General features: G+C 43.1%; 11 protein-coding genes and 2 rRNA genes. 3 read left to right on the plus strand and 10 right to left on the minus strand.

All coding sequences use genetic code 11. From position 1 onward, the window contains the following. Nucleotides 1-22: 22 nt before the first annotated feature. Nucleotides 23-1,045, plus strand: coding sequence for an asparaginase (locus K360_RS0108785; RefSeq protein WP_024822793.1), 1,023 nt, complete (start codon nucleotides 23-25; stop codon nucleotides 1,043-1,045). A gap of 4 nt (nucleotides 1,046-1,049) precedes the next feature. Here the strand turns inward: K360_RS0108785 and K360_RS0108790 are convergent, their stop codons facing one another. The 8 genes from K360_RS0108790 to K360_RS0108825 form a co-directional block, all read right to left on the minus strand. Beyond that, the gene (locus tag K360_RS0108790; protein ID WP_024822794.1) at nucleotides 1,050-1,814 is read right to left on the minus strand and encodes a TIGR02757 family protein; all 765 of its coding nucleotides are present in this window, start codon (nucleotides 1,812-1,814) and stop codon (nucleotides 1,050-1,052) included. Nucleotides 1,815-1,863: 49 nt separating this feature from the next. Then, the gene (locus K360_RS0108795; RefSeq protein WP_245587103.1) at nucleotides 1,864-3,081 is read right to left on the minus strand and encodes an FprA family A-type flavoprotein; all 1,218 of its coding nucleotides are present in this window, start codon (nucleotides 3,079-3,081) and stop codon (nucleotides 1,864-1,866) included. 45 nt (nucleotides 3,082-3,126) lie between these two features. Then, nucleotides 3,127-3,654 (minus strand): flavin reductase family protein, encoded by a 528-nt coding sequence (locus K360_RS0108800; protein ID WP_024822796.1) that lies wholly within the window; start codon nucleotides 3,652-3,654, stop codon nucleotides 3,127-3,129. An 83-nt stretch (nucleotides 3,655-3,737) separates the two neighbouring features. After that, the gene (locus K360_RS0108805; RefSeq protein WP_024822797.1) at nucleotides 3,738-4,244 is read right to left on the minus strand and encodes a ferritin; all 507 of its coding nucleotides are present in this window, start codon (nucleotides 4,242-4,244) and stop codon (nucleotides 3,738-3,740) included. Between the two features lie 2 nt (nucleotides 4,245-4,246). Next, on the minus strand, nucleotides 4,247-4,612 hold the full coding sequence (locus tag K360_RS0108810; protein ID WP_013047808.1) for a desulfoferrodoxin: 366 nt from the start codon (nucleotides 4,610-4,612) through the stop codon (nucleotides 4,247-4,249). A gap of 183 nt (nucleotides 4,613-4,795) precedes the next feature. After that, on the minus strand, nucleotides 4,796-7,840 hold the full coding sequence (locus K360_RS0108815) for an efflux RND transporter permease subunit (protein WP_024822798.1): 3,045 nt from the start codon (nucleotides 7,838-7,840) through the stop codon (nucleotides 4,796-4,798). A 9-nt stretch (nucleotides 7,841-7,849) separates the two neighbouring features. Then, nucleotides 7,850-9,130 (minus strand): efflux RND transporter periplasmic adaptor subunit, encoded by a 1,281-nt coding sequence (locus K360_RS0108820; protein ID WP_024822799.1) that lies wholly within the window; start codon nucleotides 9,128-9,130, stop codon nucleotides 7,850-7,852. Nucleotides 9,131-9,460: 330 nt separating this feature from the next. Beyond that, a complete protein-coding gene (locus K360_RS0108825; protein ID WP_024822800.1) occupies nucleotides 9,461-10,831 on the minus strand; it encodes a uracil-xanthine permease family protein in 1,371 nt (456 codons plus the stop codon). A 117-nt stretch (nucleotides 10,832-10,948) separates the two neighbouring features. On the opposite strand from K360_RS0108825, the gene K360_RS0108830 reads away from it, so the two are divergent. Next, a complete protein-coding gene (locus K360_RS0108830) occupies nucleotides 10,949-11,713 on the plus strand; it encodes an SIR2 family NAD-dependent protein deacylase (protein WP_024822801.1) in 765 nt (254 codons plus the stop codon). Nucleotides 11,714-11,786: 73 nt separating this feature from the next. Then, nucleotides 11,787-12,776, plus strand: a complete 990-nt coding sequence (locus tag K360_RS0108835) for a hypothetical protein (RefSeq protein WP_024822802.1) — start codon at nucleotides 11,787-11,789, stop codon at nucleotides 12,774-12,776. Between the two features lie 214 nt (nucleotides 12,777-12,990). Here the strand turns inward: K360_RS0108835 and rrf are convergent. Both rrf and K360_RS0108845 read right to left on the minus strand, forming a co-directional pair. Continuing rightward, nucleotides 12,991-13,106: ribosomal RNA gene (rrf, locus tag K360_RS0108840) — 5S ribosomal RNA — on the minus strand. A 64-nt stretch (nucleotides 13,107-13,170) separates the two neighbouring features. Then, nucleotides 13,171-14,544, minus strand: a 23S ribosomal RNA gene (locus K360_RS0108845); the annotation flags it as partial.

Below are 14,544 nucleotides of genomic sequence, written 5' to 3' on the forward strand. Positions count from 1 at the left end.
ACATATCTCAGAAAAGAAGGGGGTGTCAAATCTGTTATATTTTCTTGTTGTTTCTACGGGAGGAACTATTGCTTCAGGAGAAGGAAGAGAAGGTCTTACTCCCACTATGACAGGACATGATTTATTGAAGTATGTCCCATCTCTCTCCCAGTTAGGAGAGATAGACGTTCATGACCTTTTATTTAAAGACAGTTCAAATATGTCTCCCCTAGACTGGAAACGTATCGCTATGTTCCTCATTGCTCAAGAAAAAAGATATGACGCTTTTATTATTCTTCACGGCACCGACACTATGGCATATACAGCATCTGCTCTCTCTTTTATGATTGCTAATTTCACCAAGCCAGTAGTAATAACAGGTTCCATGCAACCCATTACTCAGCCAAATACAGATGCTATTGATAATATTTATTCGTCCTTCCTCTTCGCAGCAGAGATGATACGGCTACGGCAACGAGGGATTACCATAGCTTTTGGCGGCCAGCTTATACACGGACCTCGTTCCCAAAAAATCCTAAGCCACGACTATACTGCCTTTACGAGTATTAATTATCCTCATCTAGGCCATATAGAAAAAGGGGAGGCCATTTTAACTCATCGCCCAAGCCTTCTTACCCCATTATTTCATCAGAAAGAATATGAGACATTTGAGCTTGAAACATCGGTTTTTCTCCTCACTCTTTTCCCGGGGTTTCGTGCCAGGTACCTTGAGTATATTGTCAACATGGAGCCTAAAGCCATTGTCATAGAGGCATTGGGCTTGGGTGGCGTTCCACATCTTGGAGAGAGCCTTCTTCCACCGCTTAAACTTTCTCAAGACCTGGGGATACCTGTAGTAATAACCACTCAATGTGTTTACGGCGGAGTAGATCTCAATGTATATGAAGTAGGGAGAAAGACTCTTAAAATGGGAGTCATTTCGGGGAAAGACATGACCCGAGAGGCCATCATCACAAAGCTTATGCTCCTATTGTCCTACGTAGAACCTTACAATGTGGAAAAATGGCTTCATACAAACTTCTGCGATGAAATTACTCTTCCTTAAATGGCTATCCTTGGCAGAGCTCGACAAGTTCTGAAATATCGAGCTCTGCTCGGATCCCAAAGCGAGTCAAGGCAAAATCATAACGAACAGGATCATCTGGAGCTATGGTCCGGAAAGCATCTGTAATCTCTAAAACTGTCTTGAAATCTGCCTGCTTTCTTCGAGTGAGTCCCAACGAAAGAGCAATTCGATGCATATGGGTATCTACAGGAACGAAGAGATCTGCAGGAGAGAGAACCTGCCATCCGCCAGGATCCACCTCGTCTTTTCTCGTCATCCATTTCAAAAAAAGAAAAAAACGCTTACATGCACTGCCTTGAACAGGCGAAGCGAGAAGTGATCCATACCCCACTGCGCTCTTAAGTTTTTCAGCAAAGTTTGTAATGCCACGTAAAGGATCATTTCCTTCAAGAAGAGCTTCTTCCAAACAAAATTCCAGGCGCTCGTAACACCGCAATAGTTTTCCAATGCCATTAAGAAAAGTTACCAATTCTTCCCCCGTAGTAAAACGGTGTTTAAAAGAACCGTATAAAGAGGTAAGCTGCTCCTTATTGGCAGCACGAAGAAAAGCCGCTGGACTATCCCCGAGAGGTACAAGCACTTTTGTTACGCTCTTTAATATTTGTTGCACCCTGCCATAAGCCAACGAGGAGGCAATAAGAGCTGTTACTTCGCGATCTGCCAAATTTTCATAACGACGGGGGAATTCTACAGGATCTGGATGAATTAATTCCTCTTTCGTATATGAAGTATAAATAGCTTCCAACACTGAACGGCACTCTTTAGGAGATCTGCCCTTGCTAAAGAATGCACATTTATTACTTTTGCTTTGTATTGGCTTCATATATAGCGCCAGCAATAGCTATTCCCATCTCGAAACATGGCTGTAGCTCCCCTTCCCTGGGAACATACCTAATCTTTACGCCAGGATGGACAATTTTAACTTTCATAGCTTCCAGTTCTTGATTTAAAAGCTTAACCGATTCGCAGCCCCAACCGTAGGAACCAAAAGCCGCCCCAACCTTCTTTATAGGACGAAGTCCCTTCACATAGCAGACAAGATCTGCCATGCGAGGTAAATATCCCGTATTAAGGGTGGGAGATCCTAAAGCTATTCCTCTTGCCTCCAACATTTCAGTTATGACATCACTATGATGACTCACTCGAAGATCCATAACTTCTGTCGATACTCCCCGGCTCATAAGCCCTTCCGCAACATGGCGCGCCATGGTCTCCGTACTATGCCACATAGTGTCATAAGCTACTACCGCCTTATCTTGGCACATTCCTTCAGCCCATCGTCGATATGCGGATACTACCTCCGGAACATGTTTTCTCCAGATAACGCCATGATCTGGTGCAATCATATCAATTTCTATATTCATAGCAGCTATTTCATCAAGTTTTTTGATCATAATAGGCGAGTACGGTAATAATATATTAGCGTAATATTTCGCCGTCTGATGCATCAGTTCGCCCCAATCAGCTTCATCATCAAATCGCTCACTCGACGAATAGTGCTGCCCAAAACCGTCATTAGAGATCAAAAGCCTATCTTCTTTTATGTAAGAGAACATGCTATCAGGCCAATGAAGCATCCGTGCCTCTAAGAAAGAGATTGTTTTCCCACCTAAATAAACCTCGTCTCCTGTTCCGACAATCTGCAGGGGCCATTGGCGCACTTGCTCTCCAAAATGCTCTTCTAAAGCTTCCTTACAGGGTTTTGAAAGAAAAATTTTCTCTGGCTTTACGAGATCCACAACCATAGGAAGACTCCCCGAATGATCCATCTCCGCATGGCTCACTACAATGTAATTAATTTTTTCAGGATCTATAACTTCACGAAGTCGCTGTACAAATTCGTCATAATGGGTTGTCTTGACCGTATCGAAAAGAACGTTTTTTTCGCTCCCTTTAACAACATAGGCATTATACGTGGATCCTTTCTCCGTAGAATAACCATGAAAATCCCGGAGCGTCCAGTCGAGCACCCCTACCCAAAACACTCCAGATTTAATTTCTAATGGAGCCATCATTATGTCCTCCTCTCTATTCTTTGGAATAGCTTTAATATATATACATTATTTTATAACGTTAAAAACAGCAGAAGGAGCTCTCTCAGGGGATTTCCCTTTTTTAATAGTATGGTAATCTGAGTACAAAAGCGGTTTCCCCTCTTTCAACACTGTTGCCGCTCGCACTTGTGCAATAAATAGTTTGTGCGTGAAAATATCTGTTACAGAAAGGACCTCCCCTTCTATGGAGGCCAAAGCATAATCTGTAACAACAGGGAGTCCAGATTCACTGATTGTGTATGAACAGGCATTAAATTTATCAAAATCTCTGCCGCAACGGAATCCAAAAACTCCAATAAATTTAAGGGGAGTAGCATCTTCCAGCACTGAAAGGGAAAAACGCCGACTTTTCTCTAACAACTCCGTAGTGTAATTGTCTTTATGAAGACATGCCGCAACACAAATTGGATCTCCTGTCAGTTGCATAAAAGCGTTGATAATCTGTCCGTTCTTTTTCTCTTCCCACTCTGTGCTCAAAATATACACACCGTAGCTTACCGTAAACAGCGCCCTCGGATCTATACTTTCAGCCATGCTTATTGCCCCCCTCTATTTAACACAAAAGGGCATGAGCAGTATCTGCCCAGCCCTTTTTTCTTTCAAATTATTCCTCCGGATTACTCTTCCTCAGCAGGATACACTCTGGCCCCAAGTTCTTTGTCGAGCATATAGACACCGTGCTTCGATTCAGAGAGGAACTCAAGTTTGTTAATAATTTCTTCCGCGTTTGCCTCCTCCTCTACCTGTTCTGTAACGAACCACTGAAGGAAGATCTGGCTTGCGTGATCTTTTTCTTCCATAGCCAGCTCTGTAAGGTCATTAATACGACGAGTTACGTAACGCTCGTGATCCAAAGCCGCCTTAAAAACATCAAGGCATGAGTTCCACTCAAAAGGAGGCTCCGCTATGGCCTGTAGCTTTACTCTCCCGCCGCGCTCTACTATATAGTTATAAAACTTCATTGCATGACCCTTTTCCTCTAACGCCTGAATCGTCATCCACGTAGCCATACCCCTTAAATTTTTCTCCTCAAAATATGCTGCCATAGATAGATAAAGATAAGAAGAGTACAGCTCGGCATTGATCTGATCATTCACAGCATCTTGCATTTTTTTCGATATCATCTTTATTTCCCTGCCTTCCATAGTCCGTGTATATTGCAATATTCTCTGCTTAATTCTGGCGTAATTTCATGAAATTCAGCTTCAGGAGCATCTCCTGGATTCAAGAATTGACGGTAAATTTTATCCCCTGAAATAACTTCAATCCATTCAATGTAATGCTCTGGTTTCATAGGATGGGGAACACTTCCTACCTTAACTTTTGATCCTTCAATAACTGGCACATGTTTCTCCGTCGAAGCATCAGCTGTTTGTTCCTCTAGAAGTTTCATCGGCTGATTGCAGCAAACAAGTTGCCCTGCTCCAGCGTGAAGTACTTCCACAACATTGCCACATAAATCACACTTATATACTTCTAACCTCTTCGTCATCGTCATTCCTCCTCTTGTATGATTTTTGTGTTTGAGATAACAAAAACTGCATACCTTTTCAGTAGAATTCTTTTTGATTATAACATTATTACCACAGCGATACCCTACCAAGTCACTAAACTTAATGTATTCACTAATAATATACGGAATATGGGTATATTTGTCAAGTTCAGAAGGACAGACCTACCTAACATTTTCGTCTTTAAAAACAGGGATTTTTAAAAAAACAGAGTAAAGAACTGGTACGATAATTAACGTCAAAGCCGTGGCAAAAGCCAAGCCAAACATAATAGTAACTGCCAGAGCAGAAAAGAGAATATCAAAATAGAGAGGGATCATACCTAAAACCGTGGTCATAGCTGCCATAAGAACAGGGCGTGCACGACTCATAGCTGAATCCACTATAGCTAAAAAGCCCTCTTTTCCTTCCCGTATTTCGAGATCGATCTGATCAATAAGCACAATGGCATTTTTTATGAGCATGCCAGCAAGGCTTAAGAATCCCAGGAGAGCCATAAAGTCAAAAGATTTATGAAAAAGAAGTAATCCCGCCGTTACACCAATAATGGACAAGGGGAGACAAAGAAGGATCATAATGGGTTGTTTAAACCCATTAAAAAGAACAATTAATATAGCGACCATGGCTAAAAAAGCAATAGGAATCATCCTCATAAGTCCACCTTGAGCTTTTTGAGAACTTTCATACTCGCCTCCCCAACTGAGGCTATATCCTAAAGGAAGAGAAATATTTTCCAGTTCGGGCTTTATACGAGCAAATAAAAGACCTGTTTTCCCAGAACGGGAATCACACTCTACAGAGAAAGTCCTCATACGATTTCGCCTATAAATAACGGGGTCTTCAGCTATGGTATCAATGCTTTTTGTAATCTGAGTTAAGGCTATATATTTTCTCATAAGGGGGCTCCACACTTCTACTTCTGGAAGTGCCCCCAGTCTCGCCCTATCCGCTTTAGGCAATCTAGCTATAATAGGGAGGAGTTTATCCCTCTCTCTGTATAAGCCTGCTTGTATACCCGAAAAGGACATCTCAAGGGCCAATGCTACATCTTGTCGTGTTAAACCAGCTTGTCGGGTTCGCACCTCATCAAGTACGGGACGAATAACCTTGACCCTTTCTCCCCAGTCGCTCCGGATGTTCATCGAATCGGGATCGTTCCTCATCATATAAAAAGCTTCTTCTCCTAGACGTCGTAAAACACGAGGATCGCCCCCTGTAAACCTCGCCTGTATTTTTGCACCTCCCCCTGTTCCTTTACTAAAGGAACGAATCCTGGGGTCGATATCTGGCATTTCTATATTCATGAAATTTTCCAGTTTACGACGTAAAGACTCTGCTGATTTCAAACCCTTAGCTTCCACTATCAAGTGTCCATAACTATCAGAAGAATCACTTGGCGTATAGGTGAGAATAAAACGAAGGGCTCCCTGTCCCACGTAGCTTGCTACAGAAACTGTCTCTGGCTGTTTCAAAACAAAAGCTTCAACTTTTTCTACCCCTCTCTGGGTCTCTTCTATATAAGCACCTCGAGGACGCCAAAATTCCACTGTAAAAAGAGGGCTCGTGGAGCTTGGGAAAAAAGATTGATCCACAAACGTAAAGCCTATGAGAGCAGAACCAAGCAAACAAACCATGACCAATATTGTTACCTTTCTCTTACGAATACACGCCTTGAGAAATCTTCTATACATCCTATAAAGTTTTGTATCGTAGGGAATCTCTGCTTTTGCTGAAGTTTTTAAAAAACGCACACCGGCTACAGGGGTAACGGTAACGGCAAGGACCCAACTTATAATCAAGGAAATTCCCACCACCTGAAAAAGGCTTTGGCAAAACTCCCCTGTGCTATCTGGGGACAGGCCAATAGGAGCAAAAGCTATAACAGCAATAAAAGTAGCTCCCAACAAAGGCCATTGAGTTTGAGTCACAACACCCACGGCAGAAGATATTCTATCCTCACCGCTTTGTATCCGCACAAGAAGGCCATCAGCAACAACGATGGCGTTGTCCACTAGCATTCCCAAAGCTACAATCAATGCTCCAAGAGAAATACTATGAAGATCTATCCTCACAAGTTTCATTGCAATAAAAGTGGCAAAAATTGTAAGCAACAATACCCCGCCAATAAGCATTCCACTGCGGAAACCCATAAATATAAGTAATATGGCAATAACTATACCCAGAGCTTCCAGAAGATTTAATAAAAAGTTATTAATTGCCTTCTGAACTGTATCCGACTGGTAGTAAATAAGCCCTAAATTCATGCCGATAGGAGTCTGCGGCTCTAGTTCCTTGAGCCGCTTCTTTATGGCTTCTCCCATAGCAATAACGTTGCCACCTTCTACGTTGGAGATACCGATTCCAACAGCAGGACTTCCGTTATAACGCATCATTGCCCGTGTTGGCTCTATATAATTACGAGTAACTGTAGCTATGTCATCTAAACGGATCAGCACCCTCGAGGAAGATGCAAGAAGTAACGCCCCTACTTGTTCGACAGAAGAAAACTCCCCAGTTGGAGTTATGCGAATATACTCTGCTCCCGCTCTCACTTTCCCCGATGGAACCACGAAATTCTGAGCTTTGAGAACTTGAAAAAGTTCTTCCATAGAGATACCGAGCTGACTAAGTTTCGTTCTGGAAATTTCTACATAAATAGCCTCTTTTTGTATGCCTGTCACTTCAACACTTGCAACCCCAGGAACAAGAAGCAACTCCTTACGCAAATAATCAGCAAAATCTTCAAGTTCTCTGTAAGAATATCCTTCGCCAGTAAGGGCAAAATAAACTCCATATACATCTCCGTAGTCATCGTTAACTAAAGAACGACTTGTTCCTGGTGGTAACTGCTCTTGAACATCATTTATTTTCCGTCGTAACTCGTCCCATATTTGAGGCAAATCTTTTGCTGTATACGTATCTTTAATATCTACATACACAAGAGAAACGCCTTCCTGAGAAAGAGACCGGACCTTATCCACTTGTCCCATCTGTTGAGCAGCCCGTTCTATAACTTCCGTTACCTCTTCCTCCACTTCTTTTGGAGTAGCTCCTGGGTAAGCAGTGGTAACTACCGCTGTCTTAATAGTAAAGGCAGGATCTTCCAGTTTTCCTAACCCTTTATAGGCAAAAACTCCACCTATAATCAAAAAAACTGTAAAAAACCACGTCACGTATCTCTTTTGAATTGAATATTCTGCAATATTCATAATAGGCCCCTACTCGTTAGGAGAAAGGAACGTTACTGGATCCCCTTCGGCTAAATAATTTACTCCAGCCGTAACGACACAATTTCCAACTGTAATATTCCCACCAACAATGACCATATCGCCTTGATACGACTGAATATATACTTCCACCTTATGAACCGTCATGGTTTCTTCATTGATAATCCAAAGGAAATGCGTTGTTCCCTCTCCTGGAACAACGGCTATAGAAGGGACTGCAAATCCTTTAACCTCATGGGCCCCGTTTTGCCCAGTAAATTCAACATTCGCAGTCATACCTGGCAAAACAACTATGTCCTTCGGGTAAGGCATCGTGAATGTTACAGCATACGTCTGAGTTTGTGGGTCGGCTTCTGTAGATATCTCCTTAAAGACAAGAGAGTATTGCGTGTTGGGTGCTGCCTCAAAAGACGAAGATACTCCTAAAGAAGTATTTAAACGAAATTTCATAATATCCTGTTCTGGAATAGAGACCACTATTTCAACCTCTTCCAGATTTTGTAAACTTACGATCGGTTGGTCCCTTTGCACGCTTTGAAAATTGTCCACATATCGAGCAGCAATAATCCCTTTAAAAGGAGCTTTAAGTTCTGTATCATCCAAGGCACTTTGAGCAGCTTGAACTTGAGATTCTAACCCCTGTATAGTAGCTTCCATCGCCGCAATGTCTTCAGCCCTAGCACCACTTCTTGCCTTCTGAAGTTCCTGGCTAGCAGCATTCACTTCCCCTTTCGCCACCTCATAGGTTGTTTGTGACCGCTCTAAATCTACTTGAGCCACAACTCCTTCCTTAAATAAGCGTTCCATCCTTTTATAATCTGCTTCTGCCTCTGCCAATTTGGCTTTCGCCGAAGCAACTTGAGAAGATAAAGCCGAAATTTCTTCTCTTCTTGCTCCAGCTCTCATAGCAGACAGCTGTGCTTTAGCATTATTCAGGGCGCTCTGCGCATTCATCAATTGAACTTTGAAATCTCGAGGATCTATTTGGGCAACAAGATCGCCCTTATTTATAGGTTCACCTTTCTTCACTGGTAACTCAATAAGAGGACCTGACACTCTAAAAGAGAGATCTGCTGTCTTTGAGGCAAGGACTTTACCTGGGAATACACGTCGTAAAACAACGTCTGGGGCAGAAAGGGTTATATATTTTACAGGACGAGCGATTTTTTCCACAACCTTCTCTTTTTGTTCCTCTTTTTTATTCGATAAAAGGAAAAAACCTCCAACAACAATAAGGATGGCAGCCACGCCCCATAGTCTTTTAAATCTCATTATCTCTCACCTCTATCTTCTCATCGTATTAATTTATAACAGGGTCAACCACCAGTAACGCAACCTCGTATATTCGTTTTGTAACTCCATTCTGTTAATTTTAAAAAACAAGAAAATTATACTCTTTTATTTTAAAATAAATCTTCAAAAAATAGGGTATACAAAAACAAAAAATCACCCAATCTTTTTCCTTCTCGATACGATCCTATTCTTTTGTGATTAAAATTATTTTCTGCTTTCTTTATAACGCAAAAGCCCAACCTGAAAGAAAAGGTTGGGCTTTTTTAACATGTAAACGATTTTTTGTAAGAGCAACGTTTCAAAAAATTGCTACTGCGCTGAAAGTCCCCGCTCTTTTAGTGTTCCTGGGATAATGTTATCCCAAAATGCCGCACAAATACCTGCGACAGCCATGGGTGTTTTAAGGATAGCCCATAAAACTTGTCCGATAATCCCAATGGAAAAGAAAGAATCTTTCGCACCTTCTACCCATCCAGGAAGCCCAAGGGCCATTAGAAAAGCGAAACCTACTATCAAAACGTTTCGTTGGCTCGACATATCCGCTCGCAGCAACACTTGTATCCCTAATGTCCCAATAATACCAAAAAGGGCTATGTACGCTCCGCCAATAACAGGGCTAGGGATCGTAGCAATGAGCGCCCCTATTTTCCCCACAAAACTCATAAGTATAAGGAGAATCGCTCCTGTACGTACAACCCAGCGAGAGGCAACTCCCGTTAATCCGATAAGACCAATATTTTCTGTATATGATGTTGTAGCAACCGCACCGAGAGTCCCAGCAATCGCACAGTTCAAACCTTCAGCACCTATTCCCCTATTAATCATGGAGGGTGTAGGATCTGGGAGGCCAGCAACATAAGAACAGGAGTGATAGTCACCTATAGATTCGATCATTACCGCAAAAAAGCCTGCGATAATCGCTCCGAAAGAAATAATGTCAAATTTTGGAGCACCCCAAGGCATAATGCCTGTAAAACGGAACCATGGCGCTTGCACTACGCTGGAGAGGTCAATATACGCTGCATGTCCACTGGGAAAAAAGCCTATGAGGGTTCCACCAAGGGCTACGAGATACGCAATGGAAATAGAAGCCAATACAGCAAAAATATTGAAGTATTTATTTCGACTTACTAAGCTGAAGAAAAAGACTCCCACAACTACAATGAGAGATATAGGCCAGTATTTCGAAGCATTTGCCTGGATAGCTACTGGTGCCATGGAAAAACCTATTGCCATAATAGTAGGCCCGATAACTACTGGAGATATAAGCTTTCGTATAACACCAACAATCCGGCTATACCCTATAATAGAAAGGATAATGCCTCCTAAAATTAAAGCTCCGCTTACATGCTGCATTACGACAGAAGGCCCCGAAGCCCCGTAAGCTGCGATAATCGTCATTATAGGAGGAATAAAGCTGAAACTAGATCCCTGAACAATAGGTAGTCCGGATCCAATTTTAGGGTGAGTCTGAATTAACGTTGCTATACCCATTGCCAGATAAACACAAGATATAAAAAAGCCAATTTCTACTGTAGTCATCCCCATTGCTGGACCAAAAATCAAGGGGACAAGAGTTGTAGCTCCAAATAAAGTTAAAACATGTTGAAAACCAGCTAAAACCATAATAGGAAAGGGCGGCTTGTCGTCCACTCCAAAAACTATGTTTTTAATTGCCATCCTAACACCCCCATATTTAAACTGGGGTTATTGTAGCAGATTGTACAATCGGTTGCATAAAATTTTGATTAAATATTTCTATAAAAATAAGATATAATATTTTCGGAGGTGGTTCTTTTGAACAATAATCTTAAATACATGGCACAGCAGTGTGCGTGCGCTTTAAAGGAAGCACATAAAATAGTTCTGTTAAGTGGCGCTGGAATGTCTACTAATGCCGGAATACCCGATTTCAGAGGCCCCAATGGAATTTACAAACAAAAAATGCAGACAGATCCAGAACTTATTTTCGATATTGACTACTTCCAGAAAAATCCTCGCTTCTTCTATCAGTTCCATCGAGAATTTTTAAAGGTCATCAATAAAATAGAACCTACCTTCTCTCATCGGTTCTTTGCGCAACTGGAAAAAGAAGGGAAACTCGCTGGAATCATTACCCAAAATATCGATGCCCTTCACCAAAAAGCTGGCTCTAAGAAAGTGTACGAGATACATGGGAGCACATGGCAAAGCTATTGTACTTCTTGTGGCGAAGTCTTCGACTACGAGACATCATATGCGAAGAGCTTCAAAGAAGACATCCCTCATTGCGAAAAATGTGGCGGCGTACTAAAACCTGACATTGTCTTTTTTGGAGAAAATGTAAAACACCTTTATGAATGCCAAACCCTTGCTGAGGAGGCCGATTTGCTTTTTGTAGTAGGATCTTCTCTTACTGTCACCCCAGCAGCATTTTTACCTTCCATGTGTCCAGGGAAAATAGTAGTTGTCAATAAAGGGGATATTTCTTATGCCTATTTACATCCTCAAAAGATCTTTATTCATGCGGAATGGGATATAGATGATTTTTTTAAAGCAGTAGAAGAGGCAGGAAGAGAATAACCTCCTCACCTTTCTTAAAAGGAAGTCCGATACATGATATAGAAGTGGAAATTAGTGAATCTGGGGTGAAAGTATGAAACGTAAATACAGGTGGAAACAGTTACTTCTCTCTTTTTACTTTATCATCGGAACTTTTTTTATCACACCAGCCTTAGGGCGAGAAATTCAAGGGAACGTATTTACTGTCGATGTGTTGCCGACAGAGAATTCTAGCAGTTTTGAAGTTTGGGAAAGCCGCTTTTATCCTGTAGATATACTTGATCAAAAGATAACACAATATTGCATAAGCCAGCTGAAACGTTCCCCTTTTATAGAAGTTCGGGAACAGCAAAAAAGGGGAAGAACTCTTCCGCCTGGAGATATGGCTTTACAACTGGAAATTTATTCTTTTACTGTGAAAGATAAGGATTTTTTCGGAAAAGACCAGAGAGGCAAAGTACGCATAAGACTTCGCGTCTACGATAATTCTGGGAAGGAGCTCCCTTTTTGTGCAGATATCGTAGCAGAAGATCAGCGATATATACCTGTTCCCGGAGATGATCGCCTGTTTTTTCTATCTGCACGAGGTTTCTCCCCTTTCGATCCCATGTATAAAGACGGCCTTGATCTTTTTCGTCTCGCCCCCAGAGAAAACACTAACAATTTCAGCAAACCTGTATGGGACGATTTCTCACAATCGCCATATTGGGAAGCCTGCAAAAAAGCTATAAACAAAGCGCTACAACAGGTGACAGACGGTTTCTCGGGATTATACCGCACCGCCAACATTGTGGGGTATGCAAAGAATGCAGATGAAGAAGGGACTCATTTCATTATTTCCGCAGGACGATATGAAGGAATTCGAGAGAAAGATATTCTAACTGTTGTAAGGAAGGTGTCCTTTAAAGGAATTGGACCCCACGCTGCGGAGAGCGCCTTCCCTAAAGAAGTAGGGACCGTTCGTGTTATACAAGCTGTAGATCACAATGCCATCGTAGTTGTAATGAAACAAGAAGAAGACAAAGAACCTGACATAGAACTCTCAGATATCATTCTAATACCATTCTATCATTCCAGAATGTAAGGCAGCTGTCGCGCGGAGGGAAAAGGTAGAATATGCCGACATTCTGTCTTCACTCGAAAGCTCTCTTGTGTCGCAGGTCAAGGAAGAGTATTAGGGAGAGGCGTTACATTGTTACACTCTGGATGAGACTGGATGAGATTTATGTTTTTGCTGGTGTGGTGTGTGAAATACCAGCGGATGAAGGCATGATGCAAGCATAAAAATAAAAAAAGATCCCTGGCGGCGACCTACTCTCCCACAGATAGCCTCTGCAGTACCATGGGCGCTGGAGGGCTTAACTTCCGGGTTCGGCATGGAACCGGGTGTAACTCCTCCGCTCTGACCACCAGAGATCCAAAATCTATATGCTCTCTGCTCTTCAACATGAAAATAAAAGGGAAACCAATGGATAAATGAGAATAAGGCCTCGGCGTATTAGTACCGGTCAGCTCAAAGCCTCACAGCTCGTACACTCCCGGCCTATCTATCCTGTCATCTTCAGGACACCTTACTTCCTCGCGGAATGGGGTATCTCATCTTGGAGGCGGCTTCCCGCTTAGATGCCTTCAGCGGTTATCCGACCCGAACATAGCTACCCGGCTTATGCAGCTGGCGCTACAACCGGTACACCAGAGGTTCGTCCACTTCGGTCCTCTCGTACTAGAAGCAGATCTCCTCAAATACCCTACGCCTATGGTGGATAGGGACCGAACTGTCTCACGACGTTCTAAACCCAGCTCACGTACCGCTTTAATGGGCGAACAGACCAACCCTTGGGACCTGCTTCAGCCCCAGGATGCGACGAGCCGACATCGAGGTGCCAAACCTTGCCGTCGATAGGAACTCTCGGGCAAGATCAGCCTGTTATCCCCGGGGTAGCTTTTATCCGTTGAGCGACGGCCCTTCCACTCGGTACCGCCGGATCACTAAGACCAACTTTCGTTCCTGCTCGAGATGTCTCTCTCACAGTCAAGCCACCTTATACCTTTGCGCTCTCTATGGGCGGTTTCCATACGCCCTGAGGTGACCTTTGCGCGCCTCCGTTACTCTTTAGGAGGCGACCGCCCCAGTCAAACTGCCCACCTGACAATGTCCTGCCAGCCGATTCAGACTCAACAGTTAGAACTTCGGTATGTCAAGGGTGGTATCCCAACAACGGCTCCTGAAAGGCTGACGCCCTCCATTCTACGCCTCCCACCTATCCTGTACATGACAGACCAAAATCCAATATCAGGCTACAGTAAAGCTCCACGGGGTCTTCCCGTCCCACCACAGGTAACTGGCGTCTTTACCAGTACCACAATTTCACCGGGTCCCTCGTTGAGACAGTGCTCAGATCGTTACACCATTCGTGCAGGTCGGAACTTACCCGACAAGGAATTTCGCTACCTTAGGACCGTTATAGTTACGGCCGCCGTTTACTGGGGCTTCATATCAAGGCTTCGCTTACGCTAACCTCTCCATTTAACCTTCCAGCACCGGGCAGGTGTCAGTCCCTATACTTCGGCTTACGCCTTATGCAGAGACCTGTGTTTTTAGTAAACAGTCGCCTGAGCCTGGTTTCTGCGACCACCCTTAGCTCCATATGAATATATTTCACCAGAGTGGCACCCCTTCTCCCGAAGTTACGGGGTCAACTTGCAGAGTTCCTTAACGAGGGTTTTCCCGCTCACCTTAGCTTCCTCAGCTAGCCCACCTGTGTCGGTTTCGGGTACGAGCAACCAACAAACTCCCTAGAGGCTTTTCTCGACAGCCGAGCTTCAATGACTTCGACCCCGTAGGGCCTCCC

This window comes from Aminobacterium mobile DSM 12262 (genome assembly GCF_000526395.1).
Lineage (GTDB): Bacteria > Synergistota > Synergistia > Synergistales > Aminobacteriaceae > Aminobacterium > Aminobacterium mobile.